The 20,732-nt window shown below is 66.9% G+C and carries 19 protein-coding genes; 11 read left to right on the forward strand and 8 right to left on the reverse strand.

Annotation, left to right across the window (positions count from 1 at the left end; genetic code table 11):
- Genes A5790_RS24920 through A5790_RS24940 form a run of 5 tightly spaced genes read right to left on the reverse strand, consistent with a single transcriptional unit; the run spans position 1 to position 5,384 of the window.
- Entirely contained in the window at positions 1-1,254 is a 1,254-nt protein-coding gene (locus A5790_RS24920; RefSeq protein ID WP_066850398.1) for a cysteine desulfurase, read from the reverse strand.
- 2 nt (positions 1,255-1,256) lie between these two features.
- Complete coding sequence (gene sufC, locus A5790_RS24925) at positions 1,257-2,027, reverse strand: Fe-S cluster assembly ATPase SufC (RefSeq protein WP_066850399.1); 771 nt, start codon at positions 2,025-2,027, stop codon at positions 1,257-1,259.
- Complete coding sequence (gene sufD, locus A5790_RS24930; RefSeq protein ID WP_197696887.1) at positions 2,024-3,208, reverse strand: Fe-S cluster assembly protein SufD; 1,185 nt, start codon at positions 3,206-3,208, stop codon at positions 2,024-2,026. The genes sufC and sufD overlap by 4 nt, the downstream gene beginning before the upstream one ends.
- Positions 3,209-3,222: 14 nt before the next feature.
- Positions 3,223-4,668: a Fe-S cluster assembly protein SufB gene (sufB, locus tag A5790_RS24935; protein ID WP_066850403.1), complete on the reverse strand. Its 1,446-nt coding sequence runs from the start codon at positions 4,666-4,668 to the stop codon at positions 3,223-3,225.
- Positions 4,665-5,384, reverse strand: a complete 720-nt coding sequence (locus A5790_RS24940; RefSeq protein WP_066850408.1) for a metalloregulator ArsR/SmtB family transcription factor — start codon at positions 5,382-5,384, stop codon at positions 4,665-4,667. The genes sufB and A5790_RS24940 overlap by 4 nt, the downstream gene beginning before the upstream one ends.
- 91 nt (positions 5,385-5,475) lie before the next feature.
- Here A5790_RS24940 and mptB point away from each other — a divergent pair, with 91 nt between their 5' ends.
- The 3 genes from mptB to A5790_RS24955 are packed head-to-tail and all read left to right on the forward strand — an operon-like array spanning position 5,476 to position 8,878.
- Positions 5,476-7,161 (forward strand): polyprenol phosphomannose-dependent alpha 1,6 mannosyltransferase MptB, encoded by a 1,686-nt coding sequence (gene mptB / locus A5790_RS24945; RefSeq protein WP_066850410.1) that lies wholly within the window; start codon positions 5,476-5,478, stop codon positions 7,159-7,161.
- Positions 7,158-8,105, forward strand: coding sequence for an ABC transporter ATP-binding protein (locus A5790_RS24950; RefSeq protein ID WP_066850412.1), 948 nt, complete (start codon positions 7,158-7,160; stop codon positions 8,103-8,105). The genes mptB and A5790_RS24950 overlap by 4 nt, the downstream gene beginning before the upstream one ends.
- A complete protein-coding gene (locus tag A5790_RS24955; protein ID WP_066850413.1) occupies positions 8,105-8,878 on the forward strand; it encodes an ABC transporter permease in 774 nt (257 codons plus the stop codon). The genes A5790_RS24950 and A5790_RS24955 overlap by 1 nt, the downstream gene beginning before the upstream one ends.
- Here A5790_RS24955 and A5790_RS24960 read toward each other — a convergent pair.
- Positions 8,792-9,475 carry a hypothetical protein gene (locus tag A5790_RS24960; protein WP_066850416.1) on the reverse strand — a complete coding sequence of 228 codons (684 nt, stop codon included), beginning with the start codon at positions 9,473-9,475 and terminating at the stop codon, positions 8,792-8,794. The two genes, A5790_RS24955 and A5790_RS24960, sit on opposite strands and share 87 nt — an antisense overlap.
- Before the next feature lie 90 nt (positions 9,476-9,565).
- On the opposite strand from A5790_RS24960, the gene A5790_RS24965 reads away from it, so the two are divergent.
- Together A5790_RS24965 and A5790_RS24970 are read left to right on the forward strand one after the other, a co-directional pair.
- Complete coding sequence (locus A5790_RS24965) at positions 9,566-10,135, forward strand: TetR-like C-terminal domain-containing protein (RefSeq protein WP_066850421.1); 570 nt, start codon at positions 9,566-9,568, stop codon at positions 10,133-10,135.
- A gap of 72 nt (positions 10,136-10,207) precedes the next feature.
- Positions 10,208-11,137: a heme A synthase gene (locus A5790_RS24970; protein ID WP_197696888.1), complete on the forward strand. Its 930-nt coding sequence runs from the start codon at positions 10,208-10,210 to the stop codon at positions 11,135-11,137.
- Here the strand turns inward: A5790_RS24970 and A5790_RS24975 are convergent.
- Positions 11,087-12,028: a RimK family alpha-L-glutamate ligase gene (locus A5790_RS24975; protein WP_066850423.1), complete on the reverse strand. Its 942-nt coding sequence runs from the start codon at positions 12,026-12,028 to the stop codon at positions 11,087-11,089. The genes A5790_RS24970 and A5790_RS24975 overlap by 51 nt on opposite strands.
- 18 nt (positions 12,029-12,046) lie before the next feature.
- On the opposite strand from A5790_RS24975, the gene A5790_RS24980 reads away from it, so the two are divergent.
- On the forward strand, positions 12,047-13,018 hold the full coding sequence (locus tag A5790_RS24980) for a quinone oxidoreductase (protein ID WP_066850425.1): 972 nt from the start codon (positions 12,047-12,049) through the stop codon (positions 13,016-13,018).
- Between the two features lie 2 nt (positions 13,019-13,020).
- Here the strand turns inward: A5790_RS24980 and A5790_RS24985 are convergent, their stop codons facing one another.
- Positions 13,021-13,947, reverse strand: a complete 927-nt coding sequence (locus A5790_RS24985) for a heme o synthase (RefSeq protein ID WP_066850427.1) — start codon at positions 13,945-13,947, stop codon at positions 13,021-13,023.
- Positions 13,948-14,135: 188 nt separating this feature from the next.
- On the opposite strand from A5790_RS24985, the gene tkt reads away from it, so the two are divergent.
- From tkt to pgl, 5 genes are read left to right on the forward strand one after another with little or no spacing between them, the layout of a single operon-like run.
- Positions 14,136-16,229 carry a transketolase gene (gene tkt, locus A5790_RS24990; RefSeq protein ID WP_066850429.1) on the forward strand — a complete coding sequence of 698 codons (2,094 nt, stop codon included), beginning with the start codon at positions 14,136-14,138 and terminating at the stop codon, positions 16,227-16,229.
- A gap of 20 nt (positions 16,230-16,249) precedes the next feature.
- Positions 16,250-17,368 (forward strand): transaldolase, encoded by a 1,119-nt coding sequence (tal, locus tag A5790_RS24995; protein WP_066850431.1) that lies wholly within the window; start codon positions 16,250-16,252, stop codon positions 17,366-17,368.
- The gene (zwf, locus tag A5790_RS25000) at positions 17,365-18,891 is read left to right on the forward strand and encodes a glucose-6-phosphate dehydrogenase (RefSeq protein WP_066850433.1); all 1,527 of its coding nucleotides are present in this window, start codon (positions 17,365-17,367) and stop codon (positions 18,889-18,891) included. Before tal ends, zwf begins: the two co-directional genes overlap by 4 nt.
- Positions 18,888-19,799 carry a glucose-6-phosphate dehydrogenase assembly protein OpcA gene (gene opcA, locus A5790_RS25005; protein ID WP_066850479.1) on the forward strand — a complete coding sequence of 304 codons (912 nt, stop codon included), beginning with the start codon at positions 18,888-18,890 and terminating at the stop codon, positions 19,797-19,799. The genes zwf and opcA overlap by 4 nt, the downstream gene beginning before the upstream one ends.
- Entirely contained in the window at positions 19,796-20,536 is a 741-nt protein-coding gene (pgl, locus tag A5790_RS25010) for a 6-phosphogluconolactonase (RefSeq protein WP_066850435.1), read from the forward strand. Before opcA ends, pgl begins: the two co-directional genes overlap by 4 nt.
- The last annotated feature ends 196 nt before the right edge of the window (positions 20,537-20,732 follow it).

The raw sequence follows: 20,732 nt of genomic DNA on the forward strand, positions 1-20,732 counted from the left end.
TCAGTCCCTGCTGAAGAATTCGACGGCGCGGCGCACACCGGCTACCAACCGATCGACCTCGTCGGAGGTGTTGTACACCGCGAACGACGCCCGTGCGGTCGCGGCGATCCCGAACCGCCGATGCAGCGGCCACGCGCAATGATGACCGACGCGCACCGCCACGCCCTCGTCGTCGAGCACCTGCCCAACGTCGTGCGCATGCACGCCGTCGACGACGAAACTGACCGGCGAGCCCCGATTCTCCAGTGACGTCGGACCGATGATGCGCACGCCGTCGATCGCGGTCAGTCCCTCCAGCGCGGCCGCCACGAGCTCGGATTCGTGCGCCTCGACGGCGCCCATGCCGATCTCACGCAAGTAGCGCGCGGCGGCAGCCAACCCGACCACTTGCGACGTCACCGGCGTTCCGGCCTCGAAGCGCTGCGGCGCAGGCGCGTACGTCGTCTCTTCCATCGTCACGGTCTCGATCATCGAGCCGCCCGTCAGAAACGGTGGCATCGCGTTCATCAGCGCAGACCGCCCGTACAGCACGCCGATCCCGGTCGGTCCCAGCATCTTGTGCCCGGAGAACGCCGCGTAGTCCACGTCGAGCGCATGCAGGTCGACGGGCTGGTGCGGCACCGACTGGCAGGCGTCGAGCAGGGTCAACGCGCCGACGGCCTTGGCGTGCGCAACCAGCTCGCCAACCGGCGCCAGGGCGCCGGTGACATTCGAATGATGGCTGAACGCAACGAGTTTCACGCGCTCATCGAGCTGCAGCGAGTCCAGGTCGATGCGTCCGTCATCGGTGACGCCGTACCACTTGAGCGTGGCGCCCGTCCGGCGCGCCAACTCCTGCCACGGAACCAGGTTGGCGTGGTGTTCGAGTTCGGTCGTCACGATCACATCGCCGGGCCCGACGGCGTGATCGAACCGCGAGTCCCCCACCGCGTACGAGACCAGGTTGATCGCCTCGGTCGCGTTCTTGGTGAACACCAACTCGTCGGGATCGGCACCGACGAACGCCGCGATGTCGGCGCGGCCGTCCTCGTAGGCGTCGGTCGCCTCCTCCATCAACTGGTGCGCGCCGCGGTGCACCGCGCCGTTGGAGGTCACCAAGAACCCGCGTTCGGCGTCGAGGACCTGCACCGGCCGTTGCGAAGTAGCCCCGGAATCCAGATACGCCAACGTGTTTCCACCGCGCATTTGCTTCTTCAGGATCGGGAAGTCCGCGCGGACGGCGGTCAGATCGAGCGGGCGAACGGTGGCGGTCATGGCTAGGCCTCCGCGGCCGCCGTCTGCGTGAAGCGGACGTAGCCTTTCTCCTCGAGCTCGTCGGCGAGCTCGGGACCACCGGAGGTCACGATGCGTCCGTCGACGAACACGTGCACGAACTGCGGCTGGATGTAGCGCAGGATGCGGGTGTAGTGGGTGATCAACAGCACGCCACCGTTCTCGGTCTCGGCGTACCGGTTGACCCCCTCGCTGACCACCCGCAGCGCGTCGACGTCCAGGCCGGAGTCGGTCTCGTCGAGGATCGCGATCTTCGGCTTGAGCAGGGCCAGCTGCAGGATCTCGTGGCGCTTCTTCTCACCACCGGAGAACCCCTCGTTGACGCTGCGTTCGGAGAACGACTGGTCGATGTCGAGGTCGCTCATCGCCGACTTGACCTCTTTGACCCAGTGCCGCAGCTTCGGCGCCTCACCGCGCACCGCCGTCGCGGCCGTGCGCAGGAAATTCGACATCGACACACCCGGCACCTCGACCGGGTACTGCATCGCGAGGAACAGGCCCGCGCGGGCGCGCTCGTCGATGCTCATCTCCAGCACGTCCTGGCCGTCCAGCGTGATCGAACCGGACGTCACCGTGTACTTGGGGTGACCGGCGATCGCGTAGGACAGCGTGGACTTGCCGGAGCCGTTTGGTCCCATCACCGCGTGGGTCTCCCCCGACCTCACGGTCAGGTCGACACCCTTGAGGATCGGGATCTCGGTCTGCTCAGGGGTTTGCACCGAGACGTGCAGGTCTTTGACTTCAAGTGTGGTCATGATTGGACTGTTCTCGATTCCGTGATCGCTAGTTCTCGTTCGATTGCTTCGGTGAGGCGCTCGCGCACCGCGGGCACGGCGATCTTCGCGATGATCTCGTTGAAGAAGCCGCGCACCACCAAACGTCGCGCCTGATCCTCGGGGATGCCGCGGGCCCGCAGATAGAACAACTGCTCGTCGTCGAAACGCCCGGTGGCACTGGCGTGTCCGGCTCCGACGATCTCGCCCGTCTCGATCTCGAGGTTGGGCACCGAGTCGGCCCGAGCGCCGTCGGTGAGCAGCAGGTTGCGGTTCACCTCGAAGGTGTCGGTGCCGGTGGCCTCCGCGCGGATCAACACGTCACCGACCCACACGGTGTGCGCATCGGGCAGGTTGGATGCCGGATCACCCTGCAGCGCACCCTTGTACAGCACATCGGACTTGCAGTTCGGGTGGGCGTGGTCGACCAGCAGCCGCGACTCGAAGTGCTGGCCGTCGTCGGCGAAGTACGTGCCGAGCATCTTGGCGTCGCCGCCGGGCGCGGTGAAACGCACGTTCGCCGTCGTCCGCACCACGTCCCCGCCGAGCGTCACGTTGACGTGGCCGAGCACGGCGTCCTTGCCGAGGCGCGCGTGATGTGCGCTGACGTGGACGGTGTCGTCTGCCCAGTCGGCGATCCAGATCACCCCGAGGCCTGCCGAATCGCCGACGATGATCTCGACGTTGTCGGCGTAGGTCCCGCTGCCGCGCAGGTCCACCACGACGATCGCGCGGGAGAGTTCTTCGACGCGGATCTGCAGATGCCCGTAGGCGACCGCACCCTCGCCGGGACCGTCGATGTCGATCTCGATCGGTTCGGCGACCTCGGTGTCACGGCTCACCGTGACGATCGTCGCGCTGTCGAACGACGAGTACGCCTGTGCCGCAACGCGGTCGGCGGGCACGCCGCCCTGGCCGAGCCGCTCGTCGTCGCGGCCGACCGCCTCGATGGTGACACCGGGGCGCTCGCTCACGGTGATGCCGGCGCTACCGGAGGCGACCGCGGATCCGTCGTGCAGACCGCGCAGGCGCTTCAACGGCGTGAACCGCCAGATCTCGTCGCGACCGCCGGGAACCTCGAAGGCGTTCACGTCGAACGACGTGAAGATCTCGCCCTTGTTGAGTGCCGACCCGGCCGGTGTCCCCTCGATCGCAGTAATCAGATTCTGTGCCGTCACTATCCGACCGCGCCTTCCATCTGCAGTTCGATCAGCCGGTTGAGCTCCAACGCGTATTCCATCGGGAGCTCCTTGGCGATCGGCTCGACGAAGCCGCGCACCACCATCGCCATCGCCTCGTCCTCGGTCAGGCCGCGGCTCATCAGGTAGAACAGCTGATCCTCGCTGACCTTGGACACCGTGGCCTCGTGGCCCATCGTGACGTCGTCCTCGCGGATGTCGACGTACGGGTAGGTGTCGGAGCGGCTGATCGTGTCGACAAGCAGCGCATCGCATTTCACGCTCGACCGCGATCCGTGGGCGCCCTTGTTGACCTGGACCAGGCCGCGGTAAGAGGCCCGGCCACCGCCGCGCGCGACGGACTTGGACACGATGTTGCTCGACGTGTTCGGCGCCAGGTGCAGCATCTTGGCACCGGTGTCCTGGTGCTGACCCTCGCCGGCGAACGCCACCGAGAGCACCTCACCGCGAGCGTGCTCACCGGTCATCCACACTGCGGGGTACTTCATGGTGACCTTGGAGCCGATGTTGCCGTCGACCCACTCCATCGTCGCGCCGGCCTCCGCCCTGGCCCGCTTGGTGACCAGGTTGTATACGTTGTTCGACCAGTTCTGGATGGTCGTGTAGCGGCAGCGGCCGCCGGACTTGACGATGATCTCGACGACCGCCGAGTGCAACGAGTCACTCTTGTAGATGGGCGCGGTGCAGCCCTCGACGTAGTGCACGTAGGCACCCTCGTCGACGATGATCAGCGTGCGCTCGAACTGGCCCATGTTCTCGGTGTTGATCCGGAAGTAGGCCTGCAGCGGGATGTCGACGTGTACACCGGGCGGGACGTAGATGAACGAACCGCCCGACCAGACGGCGGTGTTCAGCGCGGAGAACTTGTTGTCGCCGGCCGGGATCACGGTGCCGAAGTACTGCTTGAAGATCTCCGGGTGTTCACGCAGCGCGGTATCCGTGTCGAGGAAGATGACGCCCTGCGCCTCCAGGTCCTCGCGGATCTGGTGGTAGACCACCTCGGACTCGTACTGGGCCGCGACACCGGAGACCAGCCGCTGCTTCTCCGCCTCCGGGATGCCCAGCTTGTCGTAGGTGTTGCGGATGTCCTCGGGCAGGTCGTCCCACGTGGCCGCCTGCTTCTCCGTGGACCGCACGAAGTACTTGATGTTGTCGAAGTGGATGCCCTCGAGGTTGGAACCCCAGTTCGGCATCGGTTTCTTCTCGAAGGTGCGCAGCGCCTTCAGCCGGATGTCGAGCATCCACTGCGGCTCGTCCTTCTTGGCGGAGATGTCACGAACCACCGCCTCGGACAGCCCGCGCTGCGCGCTGGCGCCCGCGACGTCGGAGTCCACCCAGCCGTAGCCGTACCGGCCCAGCGAGGCGATCGCCTCGTCCTGGCTGAGCGGTTCGCCTACCTTGTGGACCTCAGGTGTCGTCGTCATCTCGACGCTCCTTGTTTGTTAGTGGGGGCTGTTGGGGCTGAAGCACTGATCTTTTCGACCAGGGGTACGTGCGTGGTGCACGCGAAGTCGCCGTTGACGATGGTGGCGAGCCTCTGCACGTGGGTTCCCAGAATCTCCGCGAACGCCTCACGCTCGGTCTCACACAGCTCGGGGAACTCCTCCGCGACGTGTGAGACCGGACAGTGATGCTGACACAGCTGGATTCCGTGGATCGATCCAGGCGCCGGTGTCACCGAAGTCACACTGGTCGCGTAGCCGGCCTTGGTTAGCGCGTCGGCCACCCGGTCGGCTTTAGATACAACGTCATCGGGCCCCTCGGTTACTCCCGCGAGGATCCCGTCGATACGGCGCCGCGCGAAGGTCCGCACGGCGTCGTCGCCGCCGATCTCGCGCAGCTGACGAATGGCCGCCGCGGCCAGGTCGTCGTAGGCGTGGCCGAGCTTGGCACGACCCGCCGCAGTGAGCCGATACCGCTTCGCGGGCCTGCCGCGTCCGGTGTGCTGCCAGGCCGCTGCGGCGCTGGCCTGCGCGTCGCCGGCCTCGATCAAGGCGTCGAGGTGGCGACGCACGCCTGCGGCCGAGATTCCGAGCTGTTCGCCGATCTCACCGGCGGTGATGGGCCCAGATTCGAGCAGCAATTGCACGATCGCCCCACGCGTGTGGCGATCGGCTCCTGCCTCCGGACCGAATTTCACAACACTATTGTGACGGAATTCGGAAACCCCTGTAAAGCAAGGGCACCCTTAGCGTGACTTGAGCCATAACGCCGACGGTTACGCTGCTGAGGTGGCAGCCCGCCTCCCGTCGTTCAGCTCGTCGATCGCCCGTTGGCACGCCGACGAACCCCCGGTGGGATCACCCCTCAACGATGCCGAGGTCATCGCGCTGCGCCGGACCCGGCTGTTCGGAGCGGCCGGCACCGTCTTGATGGCGATCGGCGCGCTGGGCGTCGGGGCCAGGCCGGTGGTGCAGGACCCGACGTTCGGCGTGCGGCTGCTCAACCTACCCTCGCGCCTGCAGACCGTGAGCCTGACTATGACCACGACCGGCGCGGTGATGATGGCGCTGGCCTGGCTGATGCTCGGGCGGTTCACCCTGGGTGACCGGCGGATGTCGCGCAGCCAGCTCGACCGGCTGTTGTGGCTGTGGGTGCTGCCGCTGCTCATCGCGCCGCCGATGTACAGCCGCGACGTGTACTCCTATCTGGCGCAGAGCGAGATCGGCGTCAAAGGCCTCGACCCGTACCGGGTCGGCCCGGCCACCGGCCTGGGTCTGGACCACGTGTTCACGCTCTCGGTGCCGAACATGTGGCGCGAGACACCCGCGCCGTACGGGCCGCTGTTCCTGTGGATCGGTCAGGGTATCTCGGCGTTGACCGGTGAGAACATCGTCGCCGCCGTGCTGTGCCACCGGTTGGTCGTGCTGTTCGGCGTGGGCCTGATCGTCTGGGCGACCCCACGCCTCGCCCGGCGCTGCGGCGTCGCCGAGGTGAGCGCGCTGTGGCTCGGCGCCGCCAATCCGCTGCTGATCATGCATCTGGTCGGGGGCATCCACAACGAAGCGCTGATGCTCGGCCTGATGCTCGCAGGCACCGAGTTCGCGCTACGCGGGGTCGACGCCGCCGCACCGCTGCTTCCCAGGCCGTTGTCCTGGCCGGACGGCCGCGAGCAGTGGGCACGATGGTGGCCGCTGACGATGCTGTTGGTCGGCGTGGTGCTGATCACGCTGTCGTCACAGGTCAAACTGCCGTCGCTGCTGGCGCTGGGATTCGTGGCGATGGCGCTGGCCTGCCGCTGGGGCGGCACGGTCAAGGCGTTCTTCCTGGCCGGCGGGTCGTTGACCGCGGTGTCGGTGGTGGTGATGGCGCTGATCGGGTGGGCAAGTGGCCTCGGATTCGGCTGGCTCAACACGCTGGGCACGGCGAACGTCGTGCGTAGCTGGATGTCGCTGCCCACCCTGTTGGCCCTGGGCACCGGTCAGGTCGGCATCCTGCTGGGGCTCGGCGATCACACCACGGCGGTGCTGGGGCTCACCCGTGCGATCGGCGTGTTCATCATCGCGATCCTGGTGACCTGGCTGTTGCTGCTGGTGCTCCGGGGACGCCTGCATCCGGTGGGCGGGCTCGGCGTCGCGCTGGGTATGACGGTGCTGCTGTTCCCGGTCGTCCAGCCCTGGTACGTGCTGTGGGCGGTCCTGCCCCTCGCGGCGTGGGCCACCCGGCCGGCCTTCCGCAGCACGACGATCGTGGTGACGCTGGCCGTCGGCATCTTCGGCCCGACCGCCAACGGCGACCGTTTCACGGTCTTCCAGATTCTGCTCGCGACCGCGGCGAGCACGGTGATCGTCGTCGCGCTGTTTCTGCTCACCTACAACCGGCTGCCCTGGCGCAGCGTGGCGAGCCCGCCGCATGAACGACCGCCGCCACCGCAGCCACAGCCCGCGCGGCCCGACGCATACGCTGAGTCCCCGTGACCCACTCTGGATCCGGGGCGTCGTCCCCCGCCCCCGTACGCCTGCGCGGGGTCACGAAGCGCTACGGGTCGACGGTCGCGGTGTCCGAACTCGACCTGGAGGTAGGGGCCGCCGAGGTGTTCGCGCTGCTCGGGCCGAACGGCGCAGGCAAGACCACCACCGTGGAGATGTGCGAGGGCTTCATCAGGCCCGACTCCGGCTCGATCGAGATCCTCGGCCTGGATCCGTTCGGCGACAACGCCCGGTTGCGTGAGCGCATCGGCGTGATGCTGCAGGGCGGCGGAGGTTACCCGGCGGCCCGCGCCGGCGAGATGCTCAACCTGGTGGCGTCCTACGCGGCCAACCCGCTCGATCCGGCATGGCTGATGAACACCCTCGGACTGACCGAGGCGGCCCGCACAACCTACCGGCGGCTGTCCGGTGGCCAGCAGCAGCGGTTGGCGCTCGCCTGTGCGGTGGTCGGCCGCCCGGAGTTGGTGTTCCTCGACGAGCCGACCGCGGGTATGGACGCCCATGCCCGAATCGTGGTGTGGGACTTAATCGATGCGCTGCGTCGCGACGGCGTGACCGTGGTGCTGACGACCCATCAGCTCACCGAGGCCGAGGAGCTGGCGGATCGCATCATGATCATCGACCACGGCGTGCCGGTGGCCACCGGTTCGCCCGAGGAGCTGATGCGCAGCGGCGCCGAGAACCAGTTGCGCTTCCGCGCGCCGCGCATGCTCGACCTGTCGCTGCTGGTTTCCGCACTGCCCGAGAGTTACAAGGCAACCGAGACCGCCCCTGGCGAATACCTGGTGGAGGGCGCGATCAACCCGCAGGTGTTGGCGACGGTGACGGCGTGGTGCGCACGTCTGGACGTACTGGCCACCGATATGCGCGTCGAACAGCGCAGCCTCGAGGACGTGTTCCTCGACCTGACCGGGCGGGAGTTGCGGCCGTGATGACGAATCGCTTTGCGCCGGGCACCTTCACACCCGATCCGGGACCGGCGACCGTGCAGAAGATGCTCGCCGCACAGTTCGGCCTGGAGCTGCGGCTGCTGCTGCGCAACGGCGAACAGCTCCTGTTGACGATGTTCATCCCCATCACCTTGTTGGTGGGCTTGACAGTGCTGCCGCTGGGGTCGTTCGGGCCGGACCGGGCGGCGACGTTCGTACCCGCCATCATGGCGCTGGCCGTGATCTCCACCGCGTTCACCGGTCAGGCGATCGCCGTGGCATTCGATCGCCGCTACGGGGCCCTCAAACGCCTTGGCGCCACGGCGCTTCCGGTGTGGGGCATCATCGCGGGCAAGTCGCTGGCGGTGGTGGCGGTCGTGTTCCTGCAGGCGATCGTGTTGGGCACCATCGGGGTGGCGCTCGGCTGGCGACCGCACCTGGCGGGGCTAGCGCTCGGCGCAGCGGTGATCGCCTTGGGCACAGCGGTTTTCGCAGCGCTGGGCCTGCTGCTCGGCGGCACTCTGCGCGCCGAGATCGTCCTGGCCTTGGCGAACCTGCTGTGGTTTGTCTTCGCGGGGCTCGGCGCGCTGACGCTCGAGGGCGGCATGGTGCCGTCCGCCGCGCAGTGGGTGGCCCGGTTGACGCCGTCCGGCGCCCTCACCGAAGCGCTGACCCGGGCGATGACGTTGTCAGTGGACGGGTTCGGCCTGCTGGTGCTCGCGGTCTGGGGCGCCGTCGCCGCGCTGTGCGCGCTGCGCTGGTTCCGCTTCACCTGAAGCCAACAGCGGCAGCAGGTATTCGAGCTGTCCGACCTCTTCGATGTTGTGCTTCACCCACGCGCGCATCTTGTCCGCCGGGAACCGTCGGCGTACGACGCTGTTGACGACAGAGAAAAGCGGCGCGCGCGCGCCGAGATCCATCACCGTCACGTAATGGGCACCGTCGGCGCCCGCAGACCAGGTGTGCTCGAGCTGGAAGATCGCAATTCCCGCAACCCGTTTGACCAGTCGGATACCGGTCTCGTCGAGCTTCTCGACCCGCGCGACCTCGTCGATCCGGTACTCGGGTCGACCGCCGAACGCCTCGACCATGCGGAAACGCGCACCGTCGGCCGCTCCACCTCCTGGCGCCGGACGCGCCAGTGCCCAATGGATGTGATCGATCGGATGCCAGGCGAGATAGCGGTCGATCACCTCTCCCCCGTACACCATCGTTTCGCCCAGGTGCGTGAACCAGTCCAGCAGCATCGCCGGGGTGACGCCGGCCAACGGCCGGTGGTCGATGGTGATGCGGCGCCTGCCGTGGCGATGGTCGAGATACTGCACCGTCGCGGTGTCGACGGAACGCAACGGATAGAGCACCGGACGCACCATGAGACCCTCCTAAGATACGGAAGCGTTTCTTGAGCATCATGCTAAGCTCCCGCGATAAGATACGCAAGCGTTTCCTGGAAGGATTGTCGGATGCCGCGTCGCCGCGGACAGGAACTCGACGCCGCTATCCGTGACGCCGTGCTCGACGTGCTCGTCCGGCACGGTCCGGCCGGCGTCACGATGGAGGCCGTCGCCGCGGCAGCCGCGACGAGCAAACCCGTGCTGTACCGGCGCTGGCCGGACGCCACCGCGCTGCTCCGAGACACCCTGCTCGACATCGCCACCGACGCGATTCCGCACGACGACACGGGCAGTTACCGCGGCGACATGCTCGCCGTGTTGGCTGGGTGGGCCGCGTTGTTCACCGGTCCTCGGGCACCGGTGATTCGGGCCGCGATTGCGGCGGGCGCGCACGATCCGGACATCACCGAGGCCTTCCGCAACGGCGTCATCGGCTGGCGAAAGGAGGAAATGGCCGCACTGCTGGCGCGTGGCATCGCCCGCGGCGACGTGCGCGCCGACGTTCCCGTGGAGCTCGCCCGCGAATTGGGGCAGAGCGTGCTGTGGCATCGGCTGCTGATCACCGGCGACCGCATCGACGACGATCTGGTCGTGCAACTGGTCGATGAGGTGCTGGTGCCGTTCGTGTCGCCGCGGTAGCCGCTCACCCGCTACTACGGCTTGTAGTTGCGCTGCTCTACCATCGGAACCGTGCGACGCGCCTTTTTGCGGCTGGTCGATCTGCTGCCGCTGCCGAGCCTGCGGGCCCAGCGCGTCATCGCCTTCCTCGTCATCCTGACCCAGGGCGGGATCTCGGTGACGGGTGCCATCGTCCGCGTCACCGCGTCGGGGCTGGGCTGTCCGACCTGGCCGCAGTGCTTTCCGGGCAGTTTCACACCCGTACCGGTCGCCGAGGTGCCGGTGGTGCATCAGGCCGTCGAGTTCGGCAACCGGATGGTCACCTTCCTCGTCGTGCTCACCGCGGCGGCGGCCGTGCTTGCCGTGACGCGGGCCCGTCGGCGCCGCGAGGTGCAGGTCTACGCGTGGCTGATGCCGGTGTCGACCGTGGTTCAGGCCGTGATCGGCGGCATCACGGTGTTGACCGGGCTGCTGTGGTGGACAGTCGCGATTCACCTGCTGGCGTCGATGACGATGGTCTGGCTGTCGGTGCTGTTGTTCGTCAAGATCGGCGAGCCGGACGACGGGGTCCTCGTCCGGCGGGCGCCAAAAGCGTTGCGGCAGCTGGCCCTCCTCAGTGCCGCGGCCCTGGCCGCTGTGCTGGTGACGGGCACGCTGGTGACCGGCGCGGGCCCACATGCCGGCGACAAGAGCGTGGACCGCACGATCCCCCGCCTCGAGGTCGAGATCACCACGCTGGTGCACGCTCACTCGGCGCTGATGGTCGCCTATCTGTCGCTGCTGATCGGCCTCGGTTTCGGGCTGCTTGCGGTGCGCGCACCCCGTCCGGTCCGGCTGCGGCTGTATGTCCTCGTCGCCCTGGTGGTGGGTCAGGGCCTGGTCGGCACGGTGCAGTTCTTCACCGGCGTGCCCGCTGCATTGGTGGCCGTGCACGTCGCGGGCGCCGCGCTCTGTACCGCCGCGACAGCCGCGCTATGGGCGTCGATGCGAGAGCGGGCCAAGCCCGAACCGGTCGAGCGCTGATTCGACGGCGACGACGAACTCGCGCTGCTGTCGGCCTCTGGTCGTTTCGTCCAGCTGCATCCAGCCCAGCGACGGTTCGACGAGTTCGACTTCCAGCACGCGCGGGTCCGCGCGCCCGCCGATGACGTCGACGCGCGCGTAGAGCAACTCCTCCGGGGAGAGGTCGAGGTGCGCAGCCGCCGCCGCAAGTGCCTGGTGCCCGACGTCCCAGACCTCGAAATCGGGATCGGCGGGGCTGAGGGACTCCTGTGCGTAGGTGCCCGACTCGTCGAACGGAGGCGCCTCGCCGGGGCGCTGCAGGATCGGGCCCTTCCTGAAGGCGTGCGACTGCGCGCCGCCGATGAACACCAATGCGGTCTCGCCGTCTTCGATGCCCGGGTCGTAGGGCTGGATCAATACGGTCCGACCGGCCGCCAGCAACCGGTCGGCATGGCGCCGCGCATCCTCCCGATTCGAAAAGCGAAGGGTGTCAACCGATCCCACGCCGACAGCAGGTTTCACCACGACTTCGGCACTGTTCGGCAGCCTCACCGCGTCGCCGGGGTCGAAGAATCGGCCCGGGACCGTCGGCACACCCGCTGCCGCCAGGTCGGCCAGGTAGCGCTTGTCGGTGTTCCAGGGCACCACCCTGGCCGGGTTCAGCAGGTTGCGGACCCGTCGCGCCCAGGACAGGAACTCGTCGAGCCGATCGATGTAGTCCCACGTCGCCCGCAGGATCACCAGATCTGCCCTCAAGGTCGCCGGGTCATCCCAGGACATCCAGCGCGCGTGGAGTCCGTGCTTTCCCAGGGCCGCGACCAGGCCGGCGTCGTCGCCGTCCCCCTCCGGCAGTGCGGGGCATCCGGCCAACACGATGCGCGGATGGAACACGTCGGGCCGCGCAAGCTTCATAGTTGGCACGATAGAACCATGCATGCCATCGAAGTCGCCCAGACCGGCGGACCCGAAGTCCTCACCTACGTCGAGAAAACACAGCCCACGCCGGGCCCCGGGGAGGTGCTCATCAAGGCCGAGGCCATCGGCGTGAACTTCCTCGACACCTACTTCCGGTCGGGCCAGTACCCGCGGGAGACGCCGTTCATCGTCGGCAACGAGGTGTGCGGCACCGTGGCGGCGATCGGCGAAGAAGTCGCCGCGCTGAAGGTCGGCGATCGCGTCGTCACCGCTCAAGCCAACGGGGCCTATGCCGAATACAGTCTCGCCCCAGCTGATTTCGTGGCCTACGTACCCGAAGGCGTGGCTCCCGACGCGGCCGCCGCATCCCTGCTCAAGGGTATGACGGCGCACTACTTGATCAAGTCGCTGTATCCGGTACAGCAGGGCGACTCGGTTCTGGTGCACGCGGGCGCGGGCGGCGTCGGGCTCATCCTCACCCAATGGGCGACAAGCATGGCGGTACGCGTGATCACCACCGTCTCGACGCCGGAGAAGGCGGAGCTGTCGCGTCAGGCGGGTGCGGTGCACGTGCTCGACTATCCCGACGATCCGGCCGCGTTCGGCGCCGAGATCAAAGACATGACCGACGGTGGCGTCGCAGCCGTGTACGACGGGGTGGGAGCGGCCACGTTCGAAGCCAGCCTGGCCAGTCTCAGGGTGCGGGGCACGTTGGCGTTGTTCGGCGCTTCGAGCGGACCGGTGCCGCCGTTCGACCCGCAGCTGCTCAACGCCGCGGGCTCACTGTTCCTGACCCGTCCGACACTCGTGCACTACACCCGCACGGCCGACGAATTCGCCTGGCGTGCGGGCGAACTTCTCGATGCGATCGCCTCGGGCACGCTGACGATCACGGTCAGTGAGCGCTACCGGCTCGCCGATGCCGAGCAGGCGCACCGCGACCTGCAGGGCCGCAAGACGGTCGGTTCGGTGGTGCTGGTGCCCTAGGGCTAGAAAACGGTGGGCAGCGCCAGGACGGAGTCGACCGCCAGGGCCAGGAACACCACGGCGAGGTAGTTGTTCGACTGCAGGAACAGCCGCAGCGGCTTGACCGCCTCGCCGCGACGCACGCCGTTGTAGAGCTGGTGCGCCATCACCAGGAACCATCCGCCCGCCAGCAGCGCCACCGCCGCGTACAGCCAGCCCGTGACGGGCGTCAGCGCGAGCGTCGCGGCCACCGTCAGATACGTGTAGATCAGGATCTGCTTGGTGACCTGGCGTTCGGTGGCGACCGCGGGAAGCATCGGGACGCCCGCGGCGCGGTAGTCCTCCTTGTAGCGCATCGCCAGCGCCCAGGTGTGCGGCGGAGTCCAGAAGAAGATGATGGCGAACATGACCAGCGCGGGCCAGGCGATCGTCCCGGTGACCGCCGACCAGCCGATCATCACCGGCATGCAGCCGGCCGCGCCGCCCCACACCACGTTCTGCGAAGTGCGGCGCTTGAGCAACAGCGTGTAGACGAGCACGTAGAACGCGATCGTCGCGCCGGCGAGATGGGCCGACAGCATGTTCGTCGTCCACCACAGCCAGAAGAACGACGCGACGGACAGGGCCAGCCCGAAGATCAGCGCGTGACTGCGCGGAACCGTGGCACGCGCCAGCGGCCTGCGCTCGGTGCGCTTCATGACCTTGTCAATGTCGGCGTCGGCAACGCAGTTCAATGCGTTGGCGCCCGCCGCGGCCAGCAGTCCGCCGAACAGGGTGTTCAGAATTAGGAGCGGATCGACCGTGCCCCGGCTCGCCAGCAGCATGGCCGGGATCGTGGTGACCAGAAGCAGTTCGATGACGCGCGGCTTGGTCAGTGAGACGTAGCCGAGGAACTTGTCGCGAATCCGAATCTGCGCCCCGTCGACGAGGTGCACGTCGCGAACTCTCACGCAGTTACTCCTGTCGAAATGGTCCCAGCGCGCGGGCATCTACTACAGACGATGGTAGACCGCACGCCAACACAGGCCTAATCCTGCCCAGGCATCTCGCGCCAGCAGCCTGCATTGGACGACCGTCCCGCACTAGGGTGGTTGAACGTGCAGCTGAGAAATGCTCTATGCCGACCAGGAGTGCGCCTGTGACCACACTCGAAGAAATCTCCGCGCTGACCCGCCCGAACCACCCCGAGGACTGGACCGAATTGGACTCGGTGGCGGTCGACACCGTCCGGGTGCTGGCGGCCGACGCGGTGCAGAAGGTCGGCAACGGCCACCCGGGAACGGCGATGAGTTTGGCGCCGCTGGCCTACACGCTTTTCCAGCGCCAGATGCGCCACGACCCCAGCGACGTGCACTGGCTCGGCCGCGACCGCTTCGTGTTGTCGTGTGGTCATTCCAGCCTGACCCTCTACATTCAGCTCTATCTCGGCGGATTCGGGCTCGAGCTGGACGACATCGAAGCCTTGCGGACGTTCAAGTCCAAGACCCCCGGCCATCCGGAGTTCCGCCACACCGATGGCGTGGAGATCACCACCGGCCCGCTCGGGCAGGGTCTGGCATCCGCGGTCGGTATGGCGATGGCCTCGCGCTACGAGCGCGGTCTGTTCGATCCCGACGTGCCGTGGGGTGAGAGCCCGTTCGACCACTACATCTATGTGATCGCCTCCGACGGTGACATCGAAGAAGGCATCACCAGCGAGGCGTCGTCGCTGGCGGGCACGCAGCAGCTAGGCAACCTGATCGTGTTCTACGACAAGAACCAGATCTCGATCGAACACGACACCAATATCGCGCTGTCCGAAGACGTCGCGGCCCGCTACCGCGCCTACGGCTGGCACGTGCAGGAGGTGGAGGGCGGCGAGAACGTCGTCGGCATCGAACAGGCCATCGTCGAGGCGAAGAAGGTCACCGACAAACCGTCGTTCATCGCGCTCCGCACGATCATCGGCTACCCGGCGCCCAACAAGATGAACACCGGCGACGTGCACGGTTCGGCGCTCGGCGAGGAGGAGGTCGCGGCCACCAAGAAGATCCTCGGCTTTGACCCCGACAAGACCTTCGAGGTGCGGCCCGAGGTCATCGAGCACACCCGCAAGCTGGTGGATCGCGGCAAAGAGGCACATGCGAAGTGGCAGATCGACTTCGACGCATGGGCCGAGCGTGAGCCCGAGCGCAAGGAACTGCTGGACCGGCTGCTGGCTCAGAAACTGCCCGACGGCTGGGATTCGGACCTGACCTATTGGGAGCCGGGCTCCAAGTCGTTAGCCACCCGCGCCGCGTTCGGCCAGGTCCTCAACGACGTCGCGCCCAAGCTGCCCGAGTTGTGGGGCGGTTCGGCCGACCTTGCGGGCAGTAACAACACCACGATCAAAGGCGTGAATTCGTTTGGCCCGCCGTCCATCTCGACCGACGACTTCACGGCCGACTGGTATGGCCGCGTGCTGCACTTCGGCGTCCGCGAACACGCGATGGGCGCGATCCTGTCCGGCATCGTGCTGCACGGCCCGACCCGCGCGTTCGGTGGCACGTTCCTGCAGTTCTCCGATTACATGCGGCCCGCCGTGCGACTTGCATCGCTGATGGACATCGACACCATTTACATTTGGACCCACGACTCGATCGGTCTCGGTGAGGACGGCCCGACCCACCAGCCGATCGAACACCTGGCGGCGCTGCGCGCGATCCCGAACCTGTCCGTCGTACGACCGGGCGACCCCAACGAAACGGCATTCGCCTGGCGCAGCATCATCGCCCGCGGCAACGGCAGCGGTCCAGTCGGTTTCATCCTGACCCGCCAGGGCATCCCAGTGCTGGAGGGCACCGACGCCGACGGGGTGGCCCGCGGCGGCTACGTCCTCGGCGGCGGAAATCCCGCCGACGACGCGGACGTGATCATCATCGCGACGGGCTCCGAACTACAGCTGGCGGTGGAGGCGAGAAAGCAGCTGGCGGAAAAGGACATCACGGCATACGTGGTGTCGATGCCGTGTGTGGAATGGTTCGAGTCGCAACCGCGCGAGTACCGCGATTCGGTTCTGCCGCCGAGTGTTTCGGCGCGCGTGGCGGTCGAGGCGGCCGTCGCGCAGAGCTGGTACAAGCTCGTCGGCGACACCGGGGAGATCGTCTCGATCGAGCACTACGGCGAATCCGCCGATCACAAGACGTTGTTCCGTGAGTTCGGGTTCACCCCCGAGGCCGTGGTGGCCGCCGCGGAGCGATCGATAGACAACTGAGGTCTAGGAAAGGCACAGCTATGGCTCAGAATCCGAATCTCGCGGCATTATCCGAGGCAGGCGTGTCGGTGTGGCTCGACGATCTGTCGCGCGACCGACTGCAGACAGGAAATCTGCAAGAGCTCATCGACACCAAGAGTGTCGTCGGGGTGACCACCAACCCGTCGATCTTCCAGTCCGCACTGTCCAAGGGACACGCCTACGACGATCAGGTGAACGAACTGGCCGAGCGGGGCGCGGACGTGGACGCCACGATCCGCACCGTCACCACCGACGATGTCCGCAACGCCTGCGACGTATTGGCCAAGCAGAATGAGCTTTCCGACGGAGTCGACGGCCGGGTGTCGATCGAGGTGGACCCGAGGGTCGCGCACGACACCGACAAGACCATCCTGCAGGCGATCGATCTGTGGAAGACCGTCGACCGGCCGAATCTGCTGATCAAGATCCCCGCCACCATGACGGGCCTTCCCGCGATCACCGCGGTGATCGCCGAAGGCATCTCGGTCAACGTCACGCTGATCTTCTCCGTGGAACGCCACCGACTGGTGATGGACGCCTACCTCGAAGGCCTGGAGAAGGCCAAGGAGGCCGGCCACGACCTGTCCAAGATCCATTCGGTCGCTTCGTTCTTCGTGTCCCGGGTGGACACCGAGATCGACAAGCGCCTGGAGAAGATCGGATCGCAGGAGGCGCTGGATCTGCGGGGTAAGGCCGGTGTCGCCAACGCGCGACTCGCCTACGCCGCATACGAAGAGGTGTTCGTCGGGGGCAAACGGTACGAAGCGCTCAAGGGTGACGGCGCCCGTGTGCAACGTCCGCTCTGGGCTTCCACGGGCGTGAAGAATCCGGAGTACTCGGACACCTTGTACGTCACCGAGTTGGTGGCCCCGAACACGGTGAACACCATGCCGGAGAAGACGATCGACGCGGTCGCCGAACACGGCGTGATCACCGGCGACACCGTGACGGGCACGGCCGATGAATCGCAGGCGCTGTTCGACAAGCTGGCCGACGTCGGTATCGACCTACCCGACGTGTTCCGGCTCCTCGAGGACGAGGGTGTGGAGAAGTTCGAGAAGTCGTGGCTCGAGTTGCTCGAGGCGACGCAGGAACAGCTCGACGCCGCCAAGAAATGACGGGCTGGGTGAATCCGCTTCGCGACAAGCGCGACAAGCGGATGCCGCGGATCGCGGGGCCCTGCGGGATCGTCATCTTCGGCGTCACCGGCGACCTGTCGCGTAAGAAGTTGATGCCGGCGATCTACGACTTGGCCAACCGCGGCCTGCTGCCTCCGTCCTTCTCGCTGATCGGATTCGCCCGAAGGGACTGGGCCGACGAGGACTTCGGTGAGGTGGTCTACGAGGCGGTGAAGAAGCATGCCCGCACGCCGTTCCGGCAGGAGGTGTGGGACCGCCTGGCCGAAGGCTTCCGGTTCGTGCAGGGCACGTTCGACGACGATGCGGCGTTCGGCCGGCTTGCCGAGACCCTCGAGAAACTCGATGCCGAACGCGGAACGGGCGGCAATCACGTTTTCTACCTGTCCATTCCACCGAAGGCGTTCCAGCCGGTGTGCGAGCAGCTGCACAAGTCGGGGCTGGCCAACCCACAGGAGGGTCGCTGGAGCCGGGTGGTGATCGAGAAGCCGTTCGGCCACGACCTGGCGAGTGCGCAGGAACTCAACGCGGTCGTCAACAGTGTGTTCCCCGAGGAATCGGTGTTCCGCATCGACCACTACCTCGGCAAGGAGACCGTGCAGAATATCCTCGCGCTGCGGTTCGCCAACGAGTTGTACGAGCCGATCTGGAACAACAACTACGTCGACAGCGTGCAGATCACGATGGCCGAGGACATCGGGCTCGGCGGCCGCGGAGGCTACTACGACGGAGTCGGTGCCGCGCGCGACGTCATCCAGAATCACCTCCTGCAACTGCTGGCTCTGACCGCCATGGAGGAGCCGGTCAGCTTCGGCCCCAAGGAACTACAGATCGAGAAGATCAAGGTGTTCTCGGCCACGCGGCCGATGCAGCCGCTGAACGAGACCACCGCGCGTGGGCAGTACGCCTCGGGCTGGCAGGGCAGCGAGAAAGTGGTGGGCCTGCTCGAAGAGGAAGGCTTCTCGGAGGATTCGAAGACCGAGACCTACGCGGCCATCGCCCTAGAGGTCGACACCCGGCGGTGGGCCGGTGTGCCGTTCTTCCTGCGCACCGGAAAACGGTTGGGGCGCAGGGTCACCGAGATCGCGCTGATCTTCAAGCGGGCGCCGCACCTGCCCTTCGACAAGACCATGACCGAGGAACTCGGCCAGAACGCGTTGGTGATCAGGGTCCAGCCCGACGAGGGCATCACGATTCGGTTCGGCTCCAAGGTGCCCGGCAGCGCCATGGAGGTCCGCGATGTCAACATGGACTTCTCCTACGGGTCGGCGTTCGCCGAGGACTCCCCAGAAGCCTATGAACGGCTGATCCTCGACGTGCTGCTCGGTGAACCCTCGCTGTTCCCGGTGAACAGAGAGGTCGAATTGTCCTGGGAGATCCTCGATCCGGTGCTGGACTACTGGGCCGCGCACGGTAAGCCCGAGGCCTACGAATCGGGTACCTGGGGCCCGGCCTCGGCCGACGAGATGTTGCACCGCATGGGTCGGGAATGGAGGCGGCCATGATTGTCGACCTGCCGGACACGAACACCAACGACATCAACAAGAAGATCACCGGTCTGCGCGAGGAGGGCGGTGCGATCACGCTGAGCCGGGTGCTCACCCTTGTGGTCTCGCTCGACTCCGACGAGCTGCTCGAAGAATCCATCGAAGCCGCCAACTTCGCCAGCCGCGAGCACCCGTGCCGGGTGATCGTCGTGGTGCCCGGGGACCGCAACGCCGACGACGCGCGGTTGGACGCGCAGTTACGCGTCGGCGGGGATGCCGGCGCCGGCGAGATCGTCGGGTTGCACCTGCACGGCGAACTCGCCGACCATGCGAGCGCCGTGGTGCTGCCCTTCTTGTTGCCGGATACACCGGTGGTGGCGTGGTGGCCCGCTGGTGGGCCTGCGGTGCCCGCCAAGGATCCGTTGGGCCGGTTGGCGATCCGTCGGATCACCAACGCGACGCAGTGTTCGGACCCGTTGGCCGCGATCAAAGGTCGACTGGCCGGCTATACCGCCGGAGACACCGACCTCTGCTGGGCGCGGATCACGTACTGGCGGGCCCTGCTGGCCGCGGCCGTCGACCAGGAACCGCACGCGCCGATCGCTTCTGCGGTGGTTTCGGGTCTACGGGACGAGCCGTCGCTCGACGTGCTCGCGGGTTGGCTCGCCGCACGCATCGACGGTCCGGTGCACCGCGAGGTGGGCGAGCTGAAAGTGGAGCTGATGCGCGACGGTGAGACGATCACTCTGCGTCGGCCGCAGACCGGCGTCACCGCGACACTGAGCCGCACCAGCCGCCCCGAGGCGCGAATCCCGTTGGCGCGCAGGGAAGCCAGAGAGTGCCTGGCCGAGGATCTGCGCAGGCTCGACCCCGATGAGATCTACCACGAGGCCCTGCAGGGAATCGACAAGGTGCAATACGCATGAGCGCGACCATCGAGCGTTATCCGGACGCCGCGACACTGGTGGCGGCCGCAGGTGATCGGCTTGTCGCAGCCATCGTCGCAGCCATCGACAAGCGTGGGTCGGCGCACATAGTGCTGACGGGCGGGGGCACCGGTACCAATCTGCTGAAGCGCGTGGCGGAGAAGGGCACCGAGATCGACTGGGCGAAGGTGCATCTCTACTGGGGTGACGATCGCTTCGTGCCGGCAGACGGTGACGAGCGCAATTACAAGCAGGCCCGTGAGGCGCTGCTGGATCGTGTGAGCATCCCGGATGGGAACGTGCACCCGATGGCCGCCAGCGGTGCGGAGTTCGGCGACGACCTCGACGCCGCCGCGGCCGCATACGAGCAGGTGCTGGCCGCCAACGCCGAGGGCGGCCAGCCAGCCCCCGACTTCGACGTACATCTTCTCGGAATGGGTGGCGAGGGGCACATCAACTCCCTGTTCCCCCACACCCCAGCGGTACGTGAGACCGAGCGTCTAGTAGTCGGTGTCGAGGACTCCCCCAAGCCTCCGCCGCGCCGAATCACGTTGACGTTGCCCGCGGTTCGACGGTCGCGGGAGGTATGGCTGGTGGTCTCCGGCGACGGGAAGGCCGACGCGGTTGCAGCGGCGATCGGCGGTGCTGACGCCGACGAGGTGCCCGCGGCGGGTGCGGTGGGTCGCAAGGCGACCGTGTGGCTGCTCGACGAGGCAGCGGCAAGCAAGCTTGGCTGATTGAGGCGGTGGAGCTCAGTGCCGCTCTACGACGAACGCCTCGATCCGCCGCTCGCCGGCCCAGACTTCTTCCTTGCTGAGACCCGGATACATGCGGTTGAACAGAATCAATGTCGGTGTGTGATGTCTCAGCACATCGGTGACAGTTCTGCATCAGGACATCGGTGACGGTTGGTGTGTCAGGACTTCGGTGACG

Origin of the sequence: Mycobacterium sp. 852002-51152_SCH6134967 (genome assembly GCF_001667105.1) — a bacterium.
Taxonomy (GTDB): domain Bacteria; phylum Actinomycetota; class Actinomycetes; order Mycobacteriales; family Mycobacteriaceae; genus Mycobacterium; species Mycobacterium neumannii_A.